This is a genomic window from Pseudomonas sp. NDM (assembly GCF_003105095.1).
In the GTDB taxonomy this organism is placed as follows: Bacteria; Pseudomonadota; Gammaproteobacteria; order Pseudomonadales; family Pseudomonadaceae; genus Aquipseudomonas; species Aquipseudomonas moraviensis_A.
This window is the reverse complement of sequence record NZ_QETJ01000012.1, coordinates 38,371-52,958: the sequence shown is the minus strand read 5'-3', so window position 1 is coordinate 52,958 and position 14,588 is coordinate 38,371. Positions and strand designations below refer to the sequence as shown.

Annotated in this window: 12 protein-coding genes and 2 riboswitches; of the genes, 10 read left to right on the top strand and 2 right to left on the bottom strand. The window is 61.3% G+C overall.

What is annotated here, in order from left to right:
- Positions 1-19 precede the first annotated feature (19 nt).
- Complete coding sequence (cobN, locus tag DCO47_RS05085) at positions 20-3,868, bottom strand: cobaltochelatase subunit CobN (RefSeq protein WP_116657630.1); 3,849 nt, start codon at positions 3,866-3,868, stop codon at positions 20-22.
- Between the two features lie 3 nt (positions 3,869-3,871).
- Positions 3,872-4,936, bottom strand: coding sequence for a cobalamin biosynthesis protein CobW (gene cobW / locus DCO47_RS05080; RefSeq protein WP_042610347.1), 1,065 nt, complete (start codon positions 4,934-4,936; stop codon positions 3,872-3,874).
- A 98-nt stretch (positions 4,937-5,034) separates the two neighbouring features.
- A riboswitch (cobalamin riboswitch) is annotated at positions 5,035-5,240 on the bottom strand.
- Positions 5,241-5,587: 347 nt separating this feature from the next.
- Between cobW and DCO47_RS05075 the strand changes: the two genes are divergently transcribed.
- The 10 genes from DCO47_RS05075 to cobM all read left to right on the top strand — a co-directional run bounded on the left by DCO47_RS05075 (position 5,588) and on the right by cobM (position 14,474).
- Positions 5,588-6,340: a 2OG-Fe dioxygenase family protein gene (locus DCO47_RS05075; protein ID WP_116657629.1), complete on the top strand. Its 753-nt coding sequence runs from the start codon at positions 5,588-5,590 to the stop codon at positions 6,338-6,340.
- Complete coding sequence (locus DCO47_RS05070) at positions 6,340-7,620, top strand: hypothetical protein (protein ID WP_116657628.1); 1,281 nt, start codon at positions 6,340-6,342, stop codon at positions 7,618-7,620. The genes DCO47_RS05075 and DCO47_RS05070 overlap by 1 nt, the downstream gene beginning before the upstream one ends.
- The gene (locus DCO47_RS05065; RefSeq protein WP_165839186.1) at positions 7,617-10,037 is read left to right on the top strand and encodes an acetyl-CoA carboxylase biotin carboxylase subunit family protein; all 2,421 of its coding nucleotides are present in this window, start codon (positions 7,617-7,619) and stop codon (positions 10,035-10,037) included. Before DCO47_RS05070 ends, DCO47_RS05065 begins: the two co-directional genes overlap by 4 nt.
- Positions 10,034-10,951, top strand: coding sequence for a sugar phosphate isomerase/epimerase family protein (locus DCO47_RS05060; protein ID WP_116657626.1), 918 nt, complete (start codon positions 10,034-10,036; stop codon positions 10,949-10,951). The genes DCO47_RS05065 and DCO47_RS05060 overlap by 4 nt, the downstream gene beginning before the upstream one ends.
- Complete coding sequence (locus DCO47_RS05055) at positions 10,941-11,639, top strand: AzlC family ABC transporter permease (protein WP_042610344.1); 699 nt, start codon at positions 10,941-10,943, stop codon at positions 11,637-11,639. The genes DCO47_RS05060 and DCO47_RS05055 overlap by 11 nt, the downstream gene beginning before the upstream one ends.
- Complete coding sequence (locus tag DCO47_RS05050; RefSeq protein WP_042610343.1) at positions 11,626-11,952, top strand: AzlD domain-containing protein; 327 nt, start codon at positions 11,626-11,628, stop codon at positions 11,950-11,952. The genes DCO47_RS05055 and DCO47_RS05050 overlap by 14 nt, the downstream gene beginning before the upstream one ends.
- 33 nt (positions 11,953-11,985) lie before the next feature.
- Positions 11,986-12,206, top strand: a riboswitch (cobalamin riboswitch).
- 122 nt (positions 12,207-12,328) lie between these two features.
- Positions 12,329-12,526: a CbtB domain-containing protein gene (locus DCO47_RS05045; protein ID WP_042610342.1), complete on the top strand. Its 198-nt coding sequence runs from the start codon at positions 12,329-12,331 to the stop codon at positions 12,524-12,526.
- Between the two features lie 11 nt (positions 12,527-12,537).
- The gene (locus DCO47_RS05040; RefSeq protein ID WP_064361782.1) at positions 12,538-13,239 is read left to right on the top strand and encodes a CbtA family protein; all 702 of its coding nucleotides are present in this window, start codon (positions 12,538-12,540) and stop codon (positions 13,237-13,239) included.
- Positions 13,236-13,649: a cobalamin biosynthesis protein gene (locus tag DCO47_RS05035; RefSeq protein WP_116657624.1), complete on the top strand. Its 414-nt coding sequence runs from the start codon at positions 13,236-13,238 to the stop codon at positions 13,647-13,649. The genes DCO47_RS05040 and DCO47_RS05035 overlap by 4 nt, the downstream gene beginning before the upstream one ends.
- 78 nt (positions 13,650-13,727) lie before the next feature.
- The gene (gene cobM / locus DCO47_RS05030) at positions 13,728-14,474 is read left to right on the top strand and encodes a precorrin-4 C(11)-methyltransferase (protein ID WP_116657623.1); all 747 of its coding nucleotides are present in this window, start codon (positions 13,728-13,730) and stop codon (positions 14,472-14,474) included.
- The last annotated feature ends 114 nt before the right edge of the window (positions 14,475-14,588 follow it).

Sequence of the window (14,588 nt, the reverse complement as noted above, 5' to 3'; positions counted from 1 at the left end):
TGAGGGTAGCTCTGAGCGGTTACATGTCTTCCTCTATATCCAAGAGCAAATTCTCTAACGCTTCTTTATAAGCCCCCGGCTCCTGCCACATCCCCCGCTGCTGCGCCTCGAGCATGCGCTCGGTCATGTCGCGCAGCGCGTGGGGATTATGCTCACGGACAAAATCCCGCGTCGCCGGATCGAGCAAATACGCATCCGCCAGCAACGCGTATTGATGATCATCGATCAACTGCGTGGTCGCATCGAAGGCGAACAGATTATCAACGGTCGCAGCGAGTTCGAACGCGCCTTTGTAGCCGTGACGCTTGACCCCGTCGATCCACTTCGGATTCGCTGCCCGCGAGCGCACTACGCGGTTCAGCTCTTCCTTCAAGGTACGGATCTTCGGCAGATCCGGCTGACTGTGATCGCCGTGATAGCTGGCCGCCGCCTCGCCGCGCAGGCTTTCCACCGCAGCGAGCATGCCGCCCTGAAACTGGTAATAATCGTTGGAATCGAGCAGGTCATGCTCGCGGTTGTCCTGGTTTTGCAGGACTGCCTGCACCTGGCTGAGGCGCTGGCTGAATTGCTCACGTGCCGCCGTACCCTCGTCAGCGCTGCCGTAAGCATAGGCGCCCCAGTTCAGGTAAACCTCGGCGAGGTCTTCGCGGGTCTGCCACAGACGCCCGTCGATCGCGCCTTGCACACCGGCGCCATAAGCCCCCGGCTTGGCGCCGAAGATCCGCCAGCCGGCCTGACGCCGCGCGGTATCTTCATCGACGCCCGATTCCAACAGAACCTGGCGCTCGGCACGCACTTTGGCGGCCAGTGGATTCAAGTCGTCCGGTTCGTCTAGCGCGGCCACCGCTTGCACGGCGGCGTCGAACAGGCGGATCAGATTGGCGAACGCATCACGGAAAAAGCCCGAGACCCGCAGCGTCACGTCGACTCGCGGACGATCAAGCAGACTCAGCGGCAGAATCTCGAAATCATCCACGCGCTGGCTGCCCGTGGCCCAGACCGGACGCACGCCCATCAGCGCCATGGCCTGAGCAATGTCATCGCCGCCGGTGCGCATGGTCGCGGTGCCCCAGACGGACAGGCCGAGCTGGCGCAAATGATCGCCGTGATCCTGCAGATGCCGTTCGAGAATCAGCGTGGCGGACTGGAAGCCGATGCGCCACGCGGTGGTCGTCGGCAGATTTCGCACGTCCACCGAGTAGAAGTTGCGCCCGGTGGGCAGCACGTCGAGGCGGCCACGGCTGGGTGCGCCGCTGGGGCCGGCCGGGACGAAACGACCGCTGAGGGCGTCGAGCAGACCGCGCATTTCCGCCGGGCCGCAAGCGTCGAGGCGCGGGGCGACGACTTCGCGCAGGGACTGGATGATTACATTTACATCAGACCACCCCGATCCCTGTAGGAGCGAGCCTGCTCGCGATAGCGGTGTGTCATTCAACACTGAATTGCCTGATCCGCCGCCATCGCGAGCAGGCTCACTCCTACAGGGGGATTGCAGTGTCTGGGAGATCAGGTCGGTGGCAAACAGTTCGAGGCGTTCGCGGGTGTCGCCTGCGGTGCGCCACAGTTCATCGCTGACGGCCTGCAACTCGCTCGGTCGCGGGCCGTTCCACGGATCGGCCAATGTGCAATCCAGCGGATCGAAGGCCAATTCAAACGCCTTGGCCAAGGCCCGCAACAGGCTCGACTGCGCGCCCTTGCCGTCACCGCGCGGAATCCGCAGCAACGCCAGTAACGTGTCAATGCGCAAGCGCCCGCTCGGCGACTCACCGAAGATGTGCAAGCCATCGCGAATCTGCGATTCCTTCAAATCGCACAGATAAGTGTCCAGACGTGGCAGCCAGATCGCCGCATCGGCATCGCTGTCGAGCGCAACATCCAGCTGCAATTCCCGGTCGATTTGCGTGTCACGCACCAGTTGCAGAATGTCGCGCTGAAGCTCACGGGCGCGGCGCGGATCGAGCAGTTGCGCCTCGTAATATTCGTCGGCGAGCAACTCCAGATTGCGCAGCGGCCCATAGGTTTCGGCGCGGGTCAGCGGCGGCATCAAATGGTCGATGATCACCGCTTGCGTGCGCCGTTTGGCCTGGGCGCCCTCGCCCGGGTCGTTGACGATAAACGGATAGATATTCGGCAACGGCCCGAGCAGTGCGTCCGGCCAGCAATTCTCTGATAGACCGACGCCTTTGCCCGGCAGCCATTCAAGGTTGCCGTGCTTGCCGACATGGATTACGCCGTGAGCGCCGTAGGTGTTGCGCAACCAGAAATAGAACGCCAGATAGCCGTGCGGCGGCACCAGGTCCGGGTCGTGATACACCGCGCTCGGATCGACCTGATACCCGCGCGCCGGTTGAATGCCGACGAAGGTCAGAGCGAACCGCAGGCCGGCGATCATCAGGCGCCCGTCGCGGCACATCGGATCGTTGTGTGGCGATCCCCACCGCTCGAGCACCGCAGCGCGATTCGCTTCCGGCAGCGCGTTGAACATCGCCAGGTAATCGTCCATCGCCAGGCTTTGCTGGCATGGGCGCACGTCAAGGCTGTCGAGGTCATTGCTGACCCCGCCGAGCAGTTGCTGAATCAGCTCGGTGCCGCTGTCGGGCAACTCGGCAGTGACCGGATAACCGTGTTCGCGCAGTGCGCGCAGGATGTTCAGCGCCGCTGCCGGCGTATCGAGGCCGACACCGTTGCCGATGCGGCCGTCGCGGGTCGGGTAGTTGGCGAGGATCAGCGCGATGCGTTTCTCGCCGTTGGGCACGCGCGCCAGATCGATCCAGCGCCGCGCCAGTTCGGCGACGAAATCCATGCGCTCGGGCTGGGCGCGGTAGCAGACCACATCGGACTGACTGCGCTCGCTGCGCCAGGCCAGATCCTTGAAGCTGATCGGCCGACTGATGATGCGCCCGTCGAGCTCCGGCAAGGCAATGTGCATCGCCAGATCCCGCGGCCCGAGGCCCTGTTCGCTGTCGCGCCAGCCGGGCTCGTTGTCCTGGGCGCAGATCGCCTGGATCACCGGAATGTTGCGGCGAAACGGGCGCAGATGCGGCGCCTCGGGGCTCGATTGGGCAAAACCGGTGGTGTTGAGAATCACCCCGGCCTCGACCTCATCCAGCCAATCCTCGACCACCGACAGGCAGCCCGGTTCTTTCAGACTGGCCACCGCAATCGGCAGCGGATTGAGCCCGGCCGCCTGTAAACGGTGGCAGAACACATCGATGAACGCGGTGTTCGCCGCTTGCAAGTGCGAGCGATAAAACAACAGCGCCGCCACTGGTTGAGCAGGCAGCCACTCGGCTTGCCAGTCGCTCAGGGCAGCGCTGTTTTTCTGTGGGTGATAAATCGCCGTACGCGGCAGGGTCTGCGGTTCGCTCCACGGGTAATCGCGGGCGAACCATTGGTTGCCCAGGCACCGGAAGAAATCCAGCGCATTGCCCATGCCGCCCTGACGCAGGAATTGCCAGAGGCGATCCCGTGCTTCGGCGCTGACCGTGCTCAAGTCGCTGAGCTCGGGGTCCGGGCGGTCGTCGCCGGGCACCAGAATCAGTTGCACGCCGCGTTCGGACAGTTCGATCAGCCGCTCGACACCATAGCGCCAATAGGCGATGCCGCCGTGCAGCGAGATCAGAATGACCTTGGCGTGGCGCAGCACTTGGTCCACGTACAGATCGACCGACGCGTGATTCTGCACCTGCATCGGGTTGGCCAGACGCAGGCTCGGATAATCCTCCGGCAATTGCTGCGCAGCTTCGGCGAGCAGCGCCAGGCTGGAATCGCCGCTGCACAGGATTACCAGCTCGGCCGGGGTTTGTCCGAGGTCGGCAATGTTGTCATCCGAGACGAATCCGCCGGGCTGGGTCCTGAGCAGGTGCATGAGTTAAACGCTGAGCGCAGCGCGCAATTGCGCTTCGAGCTGCGCAGCATCGAGTTCCTGACCGATCAGCACCAGACGCGTGACGCGGGCTTCTTCGGCGCCCCACTGGCGGTCGAAATGCTTGTCGAAACGCGTGCCTACGCCCTGGATCAACAGGCGCATCGGCTTGTTCGGAATTGCCGCGAAACCTTTCACGCGCAGGATGCCGTGTTGCACCACCAGTTGCGTCAACGCATCGAGCAGCAGGCTCTCATCAGCTTGCGGCAGTTCGATGGAGATCGAATCGAAGGCGTCGTGATCGTGGTCGTCGTCATCACCGTCGTGGTGGTGATCGTGGTGGCTGTGGCGGCTGTCGATGTGCTCCTCGGAACCGGCACCGAGGCCGATCAGCACGTCGAGTGGCAGGCGACCGTTGCTGGCTTCGATGATTTTTACTGCTGGCGGCAGTTCTTCGGCGACTTCAGCGCGGACCCGAGCCAGATCTTCCGGGCTGGTCTGATCGGCCTTGTTGAGGATGACCAGATCGGCGCTGGCCAGTTGATCGGCGAACAGCTCGTGCAGCGGCGATTCATGGTCGAGATTCGGATCGAGCTTGCGCTGGGCGTCGACCTGATCCGGGAACGCGGCAAAGGTGCCAGCGGCCACGGCCGGGCTGTCGACCACGGTGATCACCGCGTCGACGGTGCAGGCGCTGCGGATTTCCGGCCACTGGAAGGCTTGCACCAACGGCTTGGGCAGGGCCAGGCCGGAGGTTTCGATAAGGATGTGATCGAGGTCACCCCGGCGGGCAACCAGTTCACGCATTACCGGGAAGAACTCTTCCTGCACCGTGCAGCACAGGCAGCCATTGGCCAATTCGTACACCCGGCCGCTGGCCTCTTCTTCGGTGCAGCCGATGGTGCATTGCTTGAGGATTTCCCCGTCGATGCCCAGCTCGCCAAACTCATTGACGATCACCGCGATGCGCCGGCCCTGAGCGTTGTCGAGCATATGGCGCAGCAGCGTGGTTTTGCCCGAACCGAGGAAACCGGTGACGATGGTGACGGGAAGTTTGGCCAGTGTTTTCATCGGTATGCCCTTTGGCAAGCGGCGGGCATACGGGACGAGAACCGGCAGCGCGCGTGCGCGTCGGAAGCATTCGCCACCGGATCACCCCGCCCGGTTGTAGTGAGAATCTGTGACGAGGCAGGTCTCCTGGCTGACGGTTTTCAGGCGCCGGGCCTGGCATTCGTTGCGCCTTCCCGCTGGCTTGAGCCTGCAGTGGCGTGGCAACGAACATCACCGTTCACAGTTGCGGGGGCAGCCGCGGCTTCGACCGCGTTCCCTTCTTAGCTTCGGCAAGTGCCGAAGAACCTCGAAAGCGCAAGGCTACGCATGCCCGGGAGGCGGGTCAACAGCTGCAACGTCGCCGCTATATGAACATGAATCTTTCATATATAAGCCGCGATCAGTTCTCATTTAAAAATTTGCCTGTAAGTTATTTCCTACATATATGGATGCACGCATTAAAACCCAACTCGCGCTAGAGCGTGAATTAGAGCCATTAAACAACCGCATTACATTTCTTTACAAAAACCAATTTGATAATTTGAAACAGGATATGAACTATAAATATTCATACGGACTATGAATCACACCTAAAAGGATTTTCTGCATGCCTGATTTTCGTCAGCGTTCAATCCTGTTTTTTCATAACCAGACTGTAAGCGAGTCAGCACCGTGAGCGCTGGCAATGCATTACGGCAATCAGACCAAGCCGTATTAAAACAACTTTCCGAATTACTGGGTAATTGCCACTACGCGCACAGTTACGATTATCCATTGGCAGAACTTGCATCGCTCGGTCAGGACGCGTTCCGCGACTTCAATGCGACCTGGGAGCGTTTGTGCGCCGATGCGTACTTGAGCGCGGAGAACGGTACCCGCGAGCGGCGCATCTGTAAGTTCGAATATCGCCACCGCGAAGGCCAGTGGACGCCGTTGCCCGACTGCCACTTTTTTCAGACCGAAGCGCACAATCCGCTGCTGGGCGGCGTCCAGCGTACTTATCAGCGCAGCGAAGCGACGTTTATCGAGTCCGCAGTATTGCGCTCGTTGCTGGCCGCCGACCTGGCGCTGATGGAGTTGACGGTCGGCCGGCGTGACTGGCTAGTGACCTGCCATCAGTTCCGCATCCTCTGCGATCCAGGCCATAGCGGGCACGCCACGCCCGAGGGCCGGCATCGTGACGGGCATGATTTTGTTTTTCAACACCTGATCAATCGCCAGCATGTCATTGGCGGCGAGAGCCGGATATTCCATGACGATAGCGGCTGTGTGTTCAACGCCACGCTTACGGATTATCTGGAAACTATCGTGTTGAATGACCGGATACTTATGCACGAAGTTTCTCCCTTGCAAACATCAGGCATTAATTCCGATCGCGGCAGCCGCGACATGTTGATCATTGACTTCGACCTGGCGGACTTCTAATGAATCATTCAAATCATGCACTTCCCATCGCCCTGCCTGGCACCCATGATTTTATTCTGAAGCAGTTCCAGCAAGCCTGTTCGCGGCGAACTTCCACACTGTCGTTGACCGCCAATGAAAACATCCTGTCAGACACTGCGCGGACGCTCGGGCAAAACCGGCACTACGAGCGCTATCTGTTCAACGCCAAGGCCATTGACGGGCAGCGCTACGCCGCCGAATTCAACGGTATGCAGATCGAACACTTTCCTGAAGTCGAGACATTGAAGGCGTTGGCGACGCAAGCTGTGCAGGCGATGTTCAACGCGCCATTTGTTGAATATCGCGTACTCTCCGGCGTCCATTGCACCCTGAGCGTATTGGCCGCCCTGACCGAACCGGGGAATACCATTGTGTCGCTGGCGCCCGAGAGCGGCGGCCATTTTGCCACTGGACCACTGGTACGACGAATCGGCAGACACAGCGTTTATTGCAGGCTGACAACAGACGGACAAATCGATCTCGAGCATTTCCAGCAGGTCGTTCAGTCACTCGCTGCGCCTCCCTCGGCGGTGCTGATCGATCATGGCCTGACCATCCGCGCCATCGCCATCAGACCGTTGCGCGCATTGCTCGACCGCTGCGGACTCGAGCGAACCCTGATTCTCTATGACGCCTCGCATACCTTGGGACTGATCGCAGGTCAGGCATTCCCGAATCCGCTCGACGACGGTGCCGACATCCTGCAAGGCAACACTCACAAGTCCATGGCCGGTCCGCACCGGGCGCTGATTGTCACGCGCCGCGCCGACCTGGCCCGGTCGATCGAGCAGACGCTCAGCGGCGGCCTGGTGTCGTCGCCCAATCTGCCCGGTTTGCTGCAACTGTTCGTCACCCTCATGGAAACCGAGTGTTTCGGCCAGGCCTACGCTCGGCGCATGTGCGCCAATAGCCAGCAATTGCACGACGCGCTGGTCGGTATTCCAGGCTGGAAACTGCACCCCACCGACACGCACTTGCTGCTGCTGGAAGGCGAACAGGCGAGGCGCGCGGCGCAGCAGCTCAACGAGCTGGGCATCCGGGTCAACAACAAACAAGTGAACGGTCGGGATTGCCTGCGCTTCGGACTTCAGGAAATCACCCGCCTGGGCATCACCCCAGAGGATCTCGAGGCGTTGGCGCAGATTATCCGTAACGTCCTCAATGGCGGTGCAAACGGCGTCGACCGGATCCGTTTGGCGCATATTTGCCAGCGCCTGAACCAGGTTCACTACAGCTTCGATCAGGAGACATGCCAATGAGCGCGCCAGCCTGCCTGATTCTTGGCAACGTCCGCGATGGCGAATACGAGGGCCTGCTGGCCGAGGGCATCACGCCCCTGCTGATTGCCGACAGCCGCAAAACCAGCAAGATCGCCGACGCGAAGCGGATTTCGCCGGTCGCGCTGTACGACTTTTCCAAGGGACTGACGGCCGAACTGATCGAACTGACGCAACAGTTGCTCAACCAGCACCGCTTCACCAGCGTGCTGAACTTCCGTGAGAGCTACGTCGCCATCTCGGCGCAGCTGTGCGCGGCAATTCCGGCACTGGCTCATCTGCACCGCAACGTCGAGAACACCCTCGACAAGGTGCTGCAGCGGCAACGTTTCCTGCGATCGGAAAACCCTGATCTGCACGTAGTGTCACGTGAAGTGCGCATCGACGATCTGCTGGCACGCCCTGCTGAACTGCCTTACCCGTTCATTCTCAAACCGGCCAGCCTTTACAGCAGTCTGTTCGTGCGCTGCATCCATGACCGGCAGGAGCTGCTCGATTACGCGACCCATGAATGGCCAATGCTGCAGCGGTATGTCGCCGGCAAAACCCGCGAGAGCGATCAATTGCTGCTGGAGGAATTCCTTCAGGGGTCCAACCACTCCATTGACTGCGCGATTGAACCGGACGGCACGATCCACAGCTTTGCCATTGTCGATGTCATCGCCGGTATCGATATCGGTCGCGGTGATTTCCACCACTTCGCCCGTTACACGCCTTCGACTCTGGAAGCCGATGCGCATCTGCACGAGCGCTGCCAGCGCCTGGCCCACGATGCGGTCAAAGCCCTTGAGCTCAAGGGCACCTTTGCCCATGTCGAATTCATTCTCACTGCCGACGGCCCGCGAATCCTCGAAGTCGGCGCACGCCCGGGCGGCAGCCGGATTCACGTCATCCGTCAAGCCTGGGACCTGGCACTGGATGTCTGCTACCACCGGGCGCTCAGCGCACAACCGCTGCCTTCGGCCAGTCAGACGCCAACACCGTTCGGCATCGCCACACCCTTTTCCCGTTCCGACCGTCTCTTTGACGGCCTGCACCACGCCGAACGCATTAGCGCTGTGCCGGGTTTTCAGCGCTGGTACGCCTACGTGAATCCGGGAGAGGCCATCGGCCCGGTCAGCAACGGGTTTCAAAACTATCTCTACCTCGAATTCAGGCAGCCCGACACCGCAAGCCTGCGCCAGTCACTGCTGGCGGTCGCGGACATCGATGTGTATGGCGAAAACGCCACGGCAGCGGATACCAGACATGTTCTGGTGATCGGCGGGCGCGATTCGGGACTGGATTGGGACACGGCGCGACAGCTGCGCTTTACCCTTGTGCAACAGCCAGCCGATGTGACGGATTACCAGCGTCAGCAGGCAACGCTGGTGCTGACGGCGGATATCGCCGACCTGTCGGCCTACCGCGAAACGATCGAGCGGCTGCACCAGCAACGCCCCTTCGACGCCGTTGTATCGTTCTCGGAACTGGGTCTGTTGCCCGCCTCGCAGCTGGGTGAACAACTGGGTATCAGCCACAACAGCCTGCGCAGCGTCGAAGTCAGCCGCGACAAGTTGCGCTTCCGCCAGTTGCTCCAGGGCAGCCGCTACGAGTTGCCGGCTGGCGCGGTCAACAGTGTCGAGGACGTTCGCGCCTTCGTGCTTCGCCACGGCCCGGCCATTGTCAAACCCGTCGATGGCTCAGGCAGCCTGGGCGTCTACGCCATCGACACGGCGGAAGATGCCGAAGGTCTGGCGCTCGCAGGTCGTAATCTGATCGAAGCGTTCGCCCGGGGTGACGAATACAGCGTCGAGTCCCTGAGCCTGGACGGACGCCATCAGATTCTCGGCATCACCCGCAAACACACCAGTGGCGCGCCGGGTTACGTCGAAACCGGGCATGATTTTCCCGCCGCACTCGACAGCGCCAGTCGCGCCCGGATCGAAGACGCAGTGCTGTGGCTGCTCGAACGCATGGGCAATCGTTGGGGGCCGGCGCATACCGAGATCAAACTCGACGGTTCACACCTGCATTTCATCGAAACCCAGACCCGCTTCGGCGGTGACCAGATCTGGGAAATGGTCTGGAAAACCACAGGCGTGCACCTCGCCGCCAGCACCATCGCCGGCATGACCGGCATTGCGCTGCCGGCGCCTGCAAAACAGTTCGTGAAAATGGCCATCCGCTACATCGAAGCAGACCCTGCAACCGATCCGCAGCCACTCAAGGCCCGTCTCCTGCAACAGCCGTTCGCACTGCGCGCGAGTCTCAATCAGGACAGGTTCGGCCGTCCGATCCGCCGCTCCGCCGATCGCCACGGTTACGTGTTGCTGGCCTGCAGTGACGCGGATGACCCGGCGCTTTTCAATGCCGCGATTTCCAATCCTCCCTTCACTACCCAAGGACAGGTGCAATGACCCAAGACCAGACGCTGTACTACATCGATGGACCGATCAGCCGCGACTTTCCGCTGATCTCGTTTTCCACCAACGTATACGACAACCCGGCCGACATTCTTGGTTCGATCACCGATCTGGCCCGGTACTTCAAGGCGGTGGAGTTCGAAATCGGCGAGGATGCCGAACAGGTATTCTGGTCTCTGGACACCGGTCAACGTACCGAGCTGGCAGGCCAGATCCGCGACTTTACCCATCGACACGGCATCACGCTCACGGTGCATGCCGGGTGGTGGGGGCGTCAGTACAACCTGTGTTCTGCGGATCACGCCGAGCGTGCACAAGCCGTGGACTGTCTCAGCGCAGCCGTGGAGTTCTCCCGTACCGCCGGTGCCACCAGCGTGACGTTCCATCCTGGCTACAAGGACCAACTGGACAATGGTGAACTGCTGGACAACCTGATCGCCGCGATCAATCAGATCAAGGCCCGTTGCAATACCACCGGCATCGCTCTGTGCCTGGAAAACATGGGTGGCCAGCGTCCGAAGTTCCCGGTATTCACGGTCGAGGAACACCTGCGGTTCCATCGCGAGACGGGTTGCTTCGTGACCATCGACGTAACGCACCTCTGTTCGCTGATGCCCTACGGCGACGATTTGTTCGCAGCCATCGCCGCACTGGCGCCGGTTACCCGCCACCTGCACATCGCTGACCTCAATGGCACGCATCATCAGCACCTGCCGATCGGCGAAGGCGATCTGCGTCTGAGCGACGTGCTCAATCGTTTCGCGGTCAATGGTTATCGGGGCGTAGCGGTGGTGGAGGAATTCATCCCGCGCTTTTCCACCGAGTATTACCTGGAGAAGGCCCTGGCCTACAAACAGGGCGTAGAGACCCTACTTGCCGACGCGCGACAGAACACCCATGCCGGCTGAATCGAGTCTGGCGAAACCTGCGGTACACAGCGAGATAGCGACCGGCATCCGCGACGCGCTGCCTTTCGTGTTCTCGCTCTTGCTGACCTTCACCCTGATCGGCATGCTCGGGCGTCGTCATGGCCTGGAGTTGCCGGCCATGGTGGTGTTCAGCGGCACGGTGATGGCCTCGCCATTGCAACTGACGCTGCTGGAGACGCCCGCGCATCTGCTCAATGCCTTTGGCGTGCTGGTCTCGGCACTGAGTATCAATTTGCGTTTTCTGGTATTCACCTTGAGCTTGAAATCCAGCCTTGATGGCCCGGTCAAAGCGTTCATCCCGGCGCTGGCGGTGATGGCCAATGCAGCCTTTACGCTGATGTCGATTCGCAAGGAGCAGCAACCGCTCAGCCGCCGCTACGCCAACACCGTGTGTTTTTTACTGTATGCCGCCGCTCTGCTTGGCACCGTGGCCGGCTATTGCTTCGCCAGCCTGGCCGACAATGCCTTGATGGATCACGCCAGCGTGGTGATCGCGATCTTCCTCAGTGCCTCGCTGGGCAAGATGGCCCGCGACCGTCAGAGCTTCCACGGGCAATGGATTGCCGGCCTGGCCAGCGCCGCGAGCCTGTTGTGGCTGGGCGAGATCAGCCTGTTGCTGGTGCTCGCGGTGACGGTCCTGACGAGTTATGCCTATGACCGACCCTAGTACGTTCTGGCTGTACGTGGCGATCTGCGCACTGGTGTCGGCGATCTGCCGCTTGCTGCCCCTGGCAGTCAATGTCGAACGACTGTCGGGCGGCGCCCGCACCTTTATCGATCGATTGGGCAAATACACTTCGGTGGCGATGCTGGTGAGTCTGCTGGCCGGATCGCTTTATCCCCTGGTCAGACAGCACGCGGAGAACATGCCGTGGGTGGCGCCAGTGGCGCTGGCCTGGTTGCTGAGCCTGACGCGAATCAAGTCCTACTATGCGTTTCTGATCGCTTTGGCGTTATACGTGCTGCTCGCAATGCGCTAGCGGTCGATTGACGGCCATCGCCGCCCATGCTCTCCTACACACCTTGTTACGGGTGCCCTTCACAGGGTGAAACGGGAAACCGGTGAATCATGTGCTTTACTCAAAGCCCATGTCAGTCCGGTGCTGCCCCCGCAACGGTAAGCGAGCGAAGCGTCAGATCCACTGTGCCCCGGCATGGGAAGGTGATGCTTGCAGGTCGGCCTGGTGCCAACCCCTCGTGAGCCCGGAGACCGGCCCGCAACACCCAGCGCGCACCAGTGCCGCTGACCACAAACAAACCCGCGGTGGGCGGGCGCTGTTCGAAATCCCCGCGTGCCCGGCTCGCAGGGATTTTCATGCGCTCGATTCACCCGCTGACATTTCAGAGGGAAGCGCTATGTCGATCATCAGCAATACCGCCAGCCAAACTGACCACATCTCCAGTACAGCCACTTTGGGCCAACGCGTGGCTGCCGCCCTCTTCGCCTCGATCCTCGGTGCCAGCCTGGTCTGGTTCGCCGGTTTCTCGCACATCGAAGCGGTGCACAACGCCGCTCACGATACCCGCCACAGCGCCGCGTTCCCGTGCCACTGAGGCCTGCCGAGATGATCAAGCGTATCGCGCAAACCGCAGGCTTCACCGGCTTGCTGGCCGCCCTGCTGCTGACCCTGCTGCAGAGTTTCTGGGTATCGCCATTGATTCTTCAGGCCGAAACCTTCGAGAAATCCGAACCGGTCGCCGAAGTCCACGAGCACGCCGCCGGCACCGCTGCCCACAGCCATGATGCCGAAGCCTGGGAACCGGAAAACGGCTGGCAACGCGTGGTCTCGACCACTGGCGGTAATCTGGTGGTGGCGGTGGGTTTCGCCCTGATGCTCGCCGGCCTGTACACCCTGCGCGCGCCGACCAGGACTTCGCAAGGTCTGCTCTGGGGTCTGGCCGGTTACGCCACGTTCGTACTCGCACCGACCCTGGGCCTGCCACCGGAGTTGCCGGGTACCGCAGCTGCCGATCTGGCTTCGCGGCAGATCTGGTGGATCGGCACTGCCGCTTCGACCGCGGTCGGTCTGGCTCTGCTCGCCTTCAGCCGCCATTGGCTGATGAAGATCCTCGGTGTGGCGATTCTTGCCGTGCCCCATGTGATCGGCGCACCGCAACCGCAAGTGCATGCCATGCTCGCGCCCGAAGCACTGGAAACCCAGTTCAAAATCGCTTCGCAGCTGACCAACATAGCGTTCTGGCTGGCCCTGGGCCTGATCAGTGCGTGGTTGTTCCGCCGCAAAAGCGCAGGCCATTATCAGGCATGACCGATGACCGCGCCGCGCAGCCGCTGGTTGTCGGTTTTGGCTGCCAGCGCGGCTGCCCGGCCAGTACGCTGCGCGCGCTGCTCGATCAGGCGTTGCAGGCGCATCGCATTGAACTGCGAGCCATCAGGGCGTTGGCCAGTATCGATCTGAAGCGCGACGAACCGGGTCTGCTGGAGCTGGCCACCCAGTTGAATCTGCCGCTGCAGTACTTCAGCAGTGCCGAACTGGCCCTTTACCAGCCGCGTCTCAGCCATCATTCGCAGATCGCTTTCGAGCGCACCGGTTGCTACGGCGTCGCCGAAAGCGCTGCGCTGGCCCTGGCCGAGCAGCTGATTCAGGCGCCGGCAAAACTGCTGATCTCCCGGCAGAAATATGCCCAGGCCACGCTGGCATTGGCCGGTGCGGGGTAAAATCCGGATAATTCCCGCCATCGATCATGAGCACACTTCATTTGAAGTGCGGCTGCGCTTCTCATCAAGGATTCAACGATGACCGTCTACTTCATCGGCGCCGGCCCCGGCGACCCGGAACTCATCACCGTCAAAGGCCAACGCCTGATTCGCAATTGCCCGGTGATCATCTACGCCGGTTCTCTGGTGCCGACGGCAGTGCTGGAAGGTCACCAGGCCGAAACCGTGGTCAACAGCGCAGAACTGCATCTGGAACAGATCATTGATTTGATCAGGGCCGCCCATGCCAAAGGTCAGGATGTCGCGCGTGTGCATTCGGGAGATCCGAGTCTGTATGGGGCGATTGGCGAGCAGATTCGCTATTTGCGTGAGCTGGGCATTCCTTTCGAGATCATTCCCGGCGTGACGGCCACAGCGGCCTGCGCAGCGCTGCTGGGCGCCGAGCTGACCCTGCCGGACATCTCGCAAAGCGTGATCCTCACTCGCTATGCCGACAAGACGGCGATGCCGGCCGGCGAAGAACTGGCGAGCCTGGCGCAGCATGGTGCGACCATGGCGATTCATCTGGGGGTCAATCATCTGGAGAAGATACTGGTCGAACTGCGGCCGCATTACGGCGCGGATTGTCCGATTGCAGTGATTCATCGGGCGACGTGGCCGGATCAGGACTGGGTGGTTGGCACGCTGGCGGACATTGCCGGGAAGGTCGAGGCCAAGGGGTTTCGGCGTACGGCGCTGATTCTGGTCGGGCGAGTGTTGGGCAGTGAGGTGTTCAGCGAGTCTTCGTTGTATCGCGCCGGGCATGCGCATCTGTACAGACCCTGAAAACAAGTGTGGCGAGGGCGCTTGCTCCCGCTGGATCGCGGAGCGACCCCAACCTCAGACAACCCACTCATCACGGGTAAATGCGTCGCCTGAGTTGTGACTGCTACGCAGTCA